Genomic DNA, 2,550 nt, shown 5'->3' with positions numbered 1-2,550 from the left:
ATCCCGCCCCGCCCGGCGAACGGGCCGCTGTCGCCGTGGCCCACGGCAGCACCGCACGCGAACTCGCCCTGGGCGCACTGGAGGAGATCGTCCTGCTGACCGCCGGGTCCGGGCGCGGGCCCCGGAGCGGGACCGGCGTGGACCCCCGGGTCCAGCGGGCCCAGGAGCTGATCGCGGCGGACCCCGGCGCCCCGCACACGGTCCGGTCGCTGGCCGGGGAGGTCTCGCTCTCGCCGTCCCGCTTCGCCCACCTCTTCACCGAGCAGTTCGGCCGCTCACCCATGCGGGCGCTGCGCGAGGCCCGGCTGCATCACGCCGCCCGGCTACTGGAGAGCACCGACCTGTCGGTGGAACGCGTCGCCGCCGCCTCCGGTTTCGCCAGCCCCTTCCATTTCAACCGCGTCTTCCGCGACCGCTACGGCACCCCGCCCGGGGCCTACCGGGCCGCGGGCCCAATGGTTGGAACATGAGATGACCAGGCCACCCGCACGCGCCGTGTAGTGGGGGTTCAATGGTTGCCTGGATCTCTTCGCGGAGTCGACTGAATCCTGTTTCCCATTACGGAATCAGGGGAGCGCATTCCCTTGAGCCGTCGGTGTTGACGAAACGTCTATCAATACGAACCGGACGGGATGCGCAAAACCGCGAGATCACTTGTTCGACGTCCCTGACCTGTGCAAAGGTGTGCCGTGTCAGCGCACGGACAATGCATATTCCTTCTGTGCGCTCTTGACCCGCTCCGTACGCCCTTCATGCTTCAAAAGAGCTGTCCCAGGCGAACGCACCCATTGGTATGGACTTAATGCAACGCAGCATGCCCTCGGGAGGAAATGCCGCCGTGAAGGACGCAGGCCTGTCGAATTCCCCGTCTCCGGCTCGCCCGTACGACGTCACGGACGAGCAGCTGAGCGCCGAGCTCAAGAAGTGGAGCGGCACCTCGCCGGCCCTGCAGCCCGTCGGTGAACTCCTCGACCGGCACTGGGAAGCCGCCTTCGCCTACGCGCGGCTGTGCACCGACGGCCCCCGTCCCGCCGGCATGCTCACCACGGCCGCGTTCACCCGCCTGTTCGGCGAGTCGCTGCGTCACACCGGGCCGACCGCCGCCTGGCGGCCCCATCTGCTCGTCACCGTCCGCCGGATCGCGGCCGAGTGGGACTCCGACGGCCGACGGGAGATGCTCCACCCCGCGCTGACGAGCGAGGCCGGTGGCGACAGGGTCGCGGCCCGCCTGCTGCCCCCCGCCGAACGGCGGCTGCTGTCCGGTGCCTTCCAGCGCCTGCAGCAGTCCGCCCGCTGCCTGCTGTGGCACACCGAGGTCGAGGCCGAGCCGCTCGCCGTCCCCGCGGGCCTTCTGGGCCTGGACGTGGAGGACGCCCGCGTCGAACTCGGCCGGGCCCGCGAGCGGTTGCGCGAGGAGTGCCTCCAGGTCCACCGCGAACTCGCCCCCGAGCAGGAGTGCCGGCACTACCTGCGACTGCTCGACGTGACCTACCGGCGTGGCGGGGTCGACCTCGATCCCGACCTGCGCGCCCACCTTGAGCGGTGCAGGCACTGCATGCACACCGCGGACCAACTGCACCAGTTCAACGGGCAGCTCGGTCTCGCCCTCGCCGAGGCCGTGCTCGGCTGGGGTGCCGCCGCCTACGTGCAGTCCCGGCTGAACGTCGACGACTCCGGATCGGCGCGGGAGGCCCGACAGCACGCGCCGGCAAGGCCGTTCGTGGCGGAGGCCTTCGGTACGCCGATGCCCTTCACCGCCCCCGGCCAGGACACCGCTGCCGGCGACTCCGGCTCCGGTCCCGCTCCCGTCGACCCGGCGCCCGCCGCCCCCGGTCACCGTGCCGGGACGCGCTCCGCGTCCCGGCGCTCGGCCCACAAGGCGGCCCGCCGCACCTCCCGCCGCAACCTCACCGCGGCCGTCCTGACGGTGAGTGGGCTCGTCGTCCTTCCCCTCGTCATGTGGTCCTCGTTCAGCTCGGACGACAGCGGTCCGGCCGACGCCACGCCTTCCGAGGCACCCGGCTCCGACACCGCCTCCGCGACCAGCGACCCGTCATGGGCAGGGGCGAGCGAGGCACGCCGCGGCGAGCTGCGCGGCCGCCTGCACAACGTCGAGTCCGGGCTGTGCGTCGGCGTCGTCGGCAAGAAACTCGTCCTGGGCGCCGAGACCGCACTAGCCGAGTGCTCCGGGGCCCAGGACCAGCAGTGGACGTACGAGACCGACGGACTGCTGCGCAGCGCCGCCGACCCGGACCTGTGCCTGGACTCCCGCCTCGGCTTCTCGGTGCGGCTCGCGACCTGCACGGGCGACACCGCCCCCGACGCCAAGGACATCCGCTACGACTTCACCCTCCAGGGCACCCTCGTCCCGCGCTGGAACCAGGACCTCGCTCTCACCCCCGCCGCCACCGACGGGTCCGGCGCGCTGGTCCTGAAGAACCGCGAGGACGGCCCCGCCCAGCGCTGGGTGTTCGACACCTCCAAGACCGACCCCCAGATGGAGGCGGTCAACTGGGACGCGGACAGCAGCGCCACGCCCACCCCCAAGTC

The 2,550-nt window shown here is 71.8% G+C and carries 2 protein-coding genes; both read left to right on the top strand.

Going from position 1 to position 2,550, the window contains the following annotated elements:
- Positions 1 to 470, top strand: a 470-nt coding sequence (locus EHS43_RS42265) for a helix-turn-helix domain-containing protein (protein ID WP_148104269.1), incomplete at its 5' end; no start/stop codon positions are given.
- 368 nt (positions 471 to 838) lie between these two features.
- A partial coding sequence (locus EHS43_RS42260) for an RICIN domain-containing protein (RefSeq protein ID WP_185806642.1) occupies positions 839 to 2,550 on the top strand: 1,712 nt, incomplete at its 3' end.

Source organism: Streptomyces sp. RP5T (assembly GCF_003933965.1).
In the GTDB taxonomy this organism is placed as follows: Bacteria; Actinomycetota; Actinomycetes; order Streptomycetales; family Streptomycetaceae; genus Streptomyces.
This window is presented reverse-complemented; position numbering and strand designations above follow the sequence as displayed.